This window comes from Candidatus Aegiribacteria sp. (assembly GCA_021108435.1).
In the GTDB taxonomy this organism is placed as follows: Bacteria; Fermentibacterota; Fermentibacteria; order Fermentibacterales; family JCC-6; genus Aegiribacteria.
Genome location: JAIOQY010000016.1, coordinates 22,030 through 28,209, shown reverse-complemented (window position 1 = coordinate 28,209; position 6,180 = coordinate 22,030). Strand labels below are relative to the sequence as shown.

The window sequence follows — 6,180 nt, the reverse complement described above, 5'->3', positions numbered from 1 at the left end:
TATCTGATTTACTTATATTGAATCCATTGCCAAGGAATAAAGAATTGTCAATGAATGTATTATCTGAAAACGAGAGGAGTATTATTATGAGGGCTGGAATCAATACTGTGCTGATCATTGTGTTTGTTCTTGTATCAAGCTGCAGCAGTGGGGAGAGCTCTTCACTTATCGAACATCATAACATCGACTCAGAAGATATCAACTTCCGCGAGGAGGTTGAAGTGGCTGCTTCTTTTGCCGACCGATTCTATGAACCGGTCAGCAGTATTGTGGAGCCTGATATGTCAACATTCGGCCTTCCTGCGGAATCATCGGAAGTATTTAATCTCTCTCAGGTTCTGAGAAAAGCAGGGATTAACGATACACCGGAAAATCTTCTGGAAAACGGATTCATTGTTTTCAATGCACCTTACAGCACGGATAATCCGATAACTGCGTATGAAACTGTCTCTAATTGGGATCAGCCGGTTTATGTCTCTTCAGGTATTCCTCTGCATATGCTGCATATCTTCTTCGATCAGATTCTTCAGAATCTCGAAGAGAAATACCTTTACGAAGATCTATTGATTGTGTGTAAGAATCTATACGAAAGAAATCTGGATCGTGGCTGTATCCTGAATGCAGCGTTTTTCGCTGTACCGCTTTCATTACTTGATCCTTCCTTCAGATCGGATCCATCAATTGTAAATGCGGTTGAAATGGAAATAGAGCTTATCGAACAGCACCTCGGTTTTGAAGACAGCCCGATTTTCGGATACAGAGAGGACTACTCACAGTATATCCCTAGAGGTCACTACACAGCCAGCGAGGGACTGGAGAGGTATTTCAAGGCAATGATGTGGCTTGGGAGGCTGACTCTTCTGCTCAACGGAGGAGAACCTCATGGCCAAACAGCTGCCTACATCGTATCCGAAAATAATGCAAGGGAAATGACCGCCTGCGCGCTTCTCATTGTTTCCGATCTAAGTACTGTTGAATCGGATGGTGAGCTGCTTCTGAACAAATGGAAAAGGATCTACGAGATAACCGCTTTCTTTGCCGGTTTCGCTGATGATTTATCAGTTCCTGAATACTCGAATGCGGCAAGAGAGATAGCGGGAGAATCGACTGATACCGATCTGATCTGGAGCCCTGATTTTTACCACCAGTTCAGTAATTATGTAAATACCAGCTATGCCAGTCCTTCAATTTACAGCGGCACAGGGGAACTTATCTCAATGCCGGATGAGAACGGGGAATTTAATCCCGATGACCTTCAGGAAGCATTCGTGAAAACAACAGGTTTCAGATTCCTTGGTCAGAGATATACGCCGGACAGTGAAATCCTTGGTAAGCTTGTGTTTCCTGCAGTTGGATTAAATCCTTTCGGACGGAATCGCTTCATGCCGACCGGGCTGGATATCGCGGCAGCATTTGGAAGCGATGCTGCTCTCTCAATTCTTGAAGATCGGGGAGCATTCGAGTATGATTCCTACGGTGATTCGCTTGCGTCTCTTACATCCATGATCGAGGATTATTCCCCATCTGACTGGCACTCAACCCTCTATATGTCATGGCTTCATTGTCTATATCTCCTGCAGAAGGAAAAGGGAGAAGATTATCCTGACTTCATGCGCAATACAGCCTGGGATCGACATACTCTTTCCAATTTCCTGGCCTCATGGGCAATGCTCAGGCACGACACAATTCTTTACGCCAAGCAGAGTTACACTATGGAATGCGGATGCGCGATGGGGCCTGATGATGAACCCGTTCCTTCCGCTGGTTTTGTCGAGCCGGTACCCGAAGTCTATGCAGAGCTGAGAGCAACTCTGAAAATGGCTGAGAAAGGACTTGCGGAATTCGGTATTCTGGACGATGAAATTGAAATGAGATTCGATAATGCGTCCACTGTTCTGAAAAATCTTCAGAACATCGCGGAAAGAGAGCTTGCAGGAGAACAGATCACCTCAGAGGACGCGGATTTCCTGAAGAGTTTCGCGAGAAGTCTTGAGATTGCAATTTCATGGGGTGGCATAACTTCAGAAGGCCTTGAGACATCCCTGATTGCGGATGTTCATACCGATCAGAACAGCATGTCTGTCCTTGAGGTTGCGTCAGGTAATCTTGATTACTGTATCATTATTTACAGAAGACCTGATGGCAATATTGAAGCTGCTATAGGACCTGTTCTGAGCTATTACGAATTTACATGGCCAATGTCCGACCGGCTGACTGACGAATCATGGCGTGAAATGATAGCGAATGACGAACCTGAAAGACCATCCTGGACGGAGATGTTCCTGGAGGAATAAAAAGGTCAAATCAGAATCCCAGACCCGCTCCGGTTGAAAAGACCCAGTTGTGATACTCATCGCCTCCTGCAACATGTCTGAACAGACCAGCGGAAACCACCAGGAGATGTGCTCCAAACTGCAGTTCACTGCCAATATAGGTCTGGTCGTTCTCCATACCTGCCCAGGGATTGTTCCATGTATACATGACGGAAGCACAAATATCCATGGAAAGGATCGGAATCAGTACCATACTGAAAGTGTGACGAGTTCCAAGATGCAATTTGCCGCCTGACAGGCCGGGTTCGAGTCGAATGAGAATACCGCTGTCGGAACCGAACAGCCTTCCCCATGATGTTCCGCTGATTCCAAGCGAAAGGCTCATCTTCTGGGGAGTAGTGAGCTTGATGCCTATTGTAGGAGACCAGTTATCAAAATCTGCCATGACTGGAAGAACAATGCATATCATTATCAAAAGCTTCAGCGTTTTCATTCTGCATTCCCTTTTAGAAAGTCAGGCAATTCTTTAATAAATGCTTTTATCTCATCTCTCACGCGCCTGTAGCAGTCCAGTTCACCCTCGAAGGAACCGGCATTCCTCGCAAGCACAGGTGGATCATCAAATCCTTTATGAATAACCCTGATTCCGGCAGGAAAATAAGGACAGTTCTCACTGGCGTTATCACATACAGTGATTACATAATCGAATTCTCTATCGTTCAGTTCTTCTATAGTTTTACTCCACTGTTCTGTTATATCCACACCAGCTTCCCGCATCACCTGTATAGCCAGGGAATTCAACCCGTGAGCTACGATTCCAGCAGAAAATACTTCAAGTACATCACCTTTCATATTCCTTGCAAACCCTTCCGCCATCTGGCTTCGGCAGGCATTACCCGTACACAGAAAAAGAATTCTCAGCTTATTTTCCATTCAGTATGAGGTATCTCCATTTCTCGAAATATCTTCCAGACAGTATTTGTGATACAATCTCCGGAACAGCTGCAACAAGGTAGAATACCATAATAGTCTTCAATTCTCAATGAATTAATTCTGAACGTTTAAACTTGCTGATGAAATAGTCCATTTCATTTCCTTGATTCTTGATTCTATGAAGATTGGTGTTGTTGCGAAAATGCAATTCAGATGATAGTTTAATAAAAATATTCATATGTGAAAGAGAGATTGGAGTGAACATGAAAATAACAGGAATCCTTGGAATACTGGTTTTGATCATCAGCTTTTGTGGTTCAGTGGACGGAGCAACCATCATCGATCATACATGCGCTGATCTTGATCAAATCCCAGTGACCTGGATCGAGGCTGTTCAGGACAACATACCCTCTCACTATGCTCATACATCCCATGGAGGTCAGCTGACATACGGAATCCAGTTCATAGAAACCGCGGACCCTTTCTACGATTACGCGATTGCAAACTGCAACCTTCCAACAGTACCAGATGCCTGGTGTATCTTCAACGGTCAGGAATCAGGCACTTACATAGGTCCGGAACTCTACTGGCAGAACGATAACGGCATGAATCTCACGCGGGATGTACTTGATAACAATCCAACCATCCTCACCTCGATGTGGTGCTGGTGCTGTCAGTGCAATTCATACAGTGAAGCTGGAGTTCAGGCTTATCTCGATTCCATGACTGTGCTGGAGTCGGAATATCCGGATGTTACGTTTATCTACTTCACCGGCAATGCACAGACCGAAGGATCAGGCGGCTATAACCGCTGGCAGAGGAACGAACAGATCCGGGATTACTGCATCAGCAACAATAAGATTCTATTCGATTTCGCCGATCTTGACTGCTGGTGGTACAATCCGGGAACCTCCTCATGGGAGCAGCATACCTATTCCTATGGGAGTGATGTAATCCCGGCGGAACATCCCGAATTCTATGGTAGTTCATACGGACATACTACAGCTGAAAGCTGCACTCAGAAAGGTGAAGCTCTCTGGTGGATGATGGCTGTTATCGCTGGATGGCAGGGAACCGGTATCGAAGAGACGGAAACATACACAGGATACGAGTTACAAATTACCAGTGATAATCCGGCTTCAGGGAATATCACGCTTTCATATTCTATTACTGAAAACTGTACTGTAAGAATTAGAGTCTACGCCTGTGATGGAAGGCTGGTAAGTTCTCCGGTTGATGGTGAGGTTCCTTCAGGCGATCATGAAATCATTCTGGAAGATCTGCATAGCGGGATTTATCACTGCGTGATCGTCGCGGGAGAATTCAGGGATACGGTCAGTGTGGTGTTGCTGAACTAAGCGGTATAATTAAGTGGGATATCTTGTAATTAATATAATGATAATGTCAAAATACAAGGTTTGACCCCTATTCCCATTCGATGGTGCCGGGGGGTTTTGATGATATATCGTAAACTATTCTGCTCACACCTCTGACTCTATTCACAATTTCTGATGAGATCCGGGCCATATGCTCCGGAGCCATTCTGTACCAGTCCGCTGTCATACCGTCTGTTGAAGTGACCGCGCGAAGGGCAATCACTCTGTCATATGTGCGCTGGTCACCCATTACGCCAACGGTTCTAACCGGAAGCAGTACGGCGAATGCCTGCCATATCTCATTGTACAGATCATTATTCAGCAGATAATCTATGAAAATCCAGTCGGCTTCCTTGAGAATATCCAAATCCTCACTGTTGACATCACCGAGTATTCTGACAGCAAGTCCGGGACCCGGGAACGGGTGCCGCGCAACCATCAGTTCAGGAAGCCCGAGTTCGCGTCCAAGTGATCTGACTTCATCCTTGAACAGTTCTCTCAGGGGTTCGAGAAGTTTCAGGTTCATTCTTTCAGGAAGTCCGCCGACATTGTGGTGACTCTTTATTGTAGCGGATGGTCCTCGGAACGATATGCTTTCAATTACATCCGGATAAAGGGTACCCTGCGCAAGATGTGTCACTCCCTCTATTTCAGAGGAGGCTTCCTCAAACAGTTCAATGAACACCCTGCCGATTATCTTTCTTTTCTTCTCAGGATCTGTCACACCTTCAAGAGCTCTCAGAAAATCATCTCTTCCATCAATAACCATCAATGGCATTCCAAAGTGATCCCTGAACGTTTTAACTACCGATTCTCTCTCTCCTTTTCTAAGAAGACCGTTGTCTACAAAAATTGGAATGAAGCGATCCGGGATGGCTTCGTGCAGCAAAGCGGCAACAACAGATGAATCAACTCCACCGGACAATCCAAGAATTACTTTCCCTCCGTCCGGCAATTCATGGCGAATCATCTCCACAGCACTTTTTCGGAAAGTTTTCATATCCCAGTTTCTGCTAAGTTTCGCAATATGAAATACGAAATTATCGAGAAGCTGTTCTCCAAATTCTGTATGATTCACCTCGGGATGGAACTGAACACCAAATCTTTGTCTTTCTGTATCCTCCATCGCAGCAATGGGAAGAGTATCTGTGTGAGCAGCAATTCTGTATCTTTCCGGGACCTCAACAACCCTGTCACCATGGCTCATCCATGCCTGAAGACCATCTCCGATACCTTCGAAAAGAGCTGTTCCCTTTTCAGGGTAAAGCTTTGCGGGACCGTACTCTCTGTCATGGCCTCCTTCAACCCTGCCGTTCTCATGCAGAGCGAGCAGCTGCATGCCGTAGCAGATGCCCAGAACAGGAAGGGCGGTTCTGAACAGTTCCGGGTCAGGATGGGGAGAATCATCATCGTAAACACTCGAAGGTCCTCCGGAAAGAATCAGCGCTTCAGGATGCATCTTCATTACCCTCGAAAAAGGAGCATTTCCGGGAATGAGTTCACAATAAACACCCATTTCCCTTACCCGGCGTGCAATGAGCTGATTGTACTGCGAACCGAAATCAAGTATTGCTACTCCACCGTGAACCATGAAATCT

General features: G+C 45.7%; 5 protein-coding genes. 2 read left to right on the top strand and 3 right to left on the bottom strand.

Annotated elements, in window-relative coordinates; all coding sequences use genetic code 11:
- The first annotated feature begins 86 nt into the window (after window positions 1-86).
- Window positions 87-2,294: a DUF3160 domain-containing protein gene (locus K8R76_00905; GenBank protein MCD4846731.1), complete on the top strand. Its 2,208-nt coding sequence runs from the start codon at window positions 87-89 to the stop codon at window positions 2,292-2,294.
- Between the two features lie 10 nt (window positions 2,295-2,304).
- On the opposite strand, the gene K8R76_00900 is transcribed toward K8R76_00905, so the two are convergent.
- Window positions 2,305-2,766: a hypothetical protein gene (locus tag K8R76_00900; GenBank protein ID MCD4846730.1), complete on the bottom strand. Its 462-nt coding sequence runs from the start codon at window positions 2,764-2,766 to the stop codon at window positions 2,305-2,307.
- On the bottom strand, window positions 2,763-3,206 hold the full coding sequence (locus K8R76_00895; GenBank protein ID MCD4846729.1) for an arsenate reductase ArsC: 444 nt from the start codon (window positions 3,204-3,206) through the stop codon (window positions 2,763-2,765). The genes K8R76_00900 and K8R76_00895 overlap by 4 nt, the downstream gene beginning before the upstream one ends.
- Window positions 3,207-3,469: 263 nt before the next feature.
- On the opposite strand from K8R76_00895, the gene K8R76_00890 reads away from it, so the two are divergent.
- Window positions 3,470-4,564 (top strand): hypothetical protein, encoded by a 1,095-nt coding sequence (locus K8R76_00890; GenBank protein ID MCD4846728.1) that lies wholly within the window; start codon window positions 3,470-3,472, stop codon window positions 4,562-4,564.
- Window positions 4,565-4,631: 67 nt separating this feature from the next.
- On the opposite strand, the gene guaA is transcribed toward K8R76_00890, so the two are convergent.
- Complete coding sequence (guaA, locus tag K8R76_00885) at window positions 4,632-6,173, bottom strand: glutamine-hydrolyzing GMP synthase (GenBank protein ID MCD4846727.1); 1,542 nt, start codon at window positions 6,171-6,173, stop codon at window positions 4,632-4,634.
- Between the last annotated feature and the right edge of the window lie 7 nt (window positions 6,174-6,180).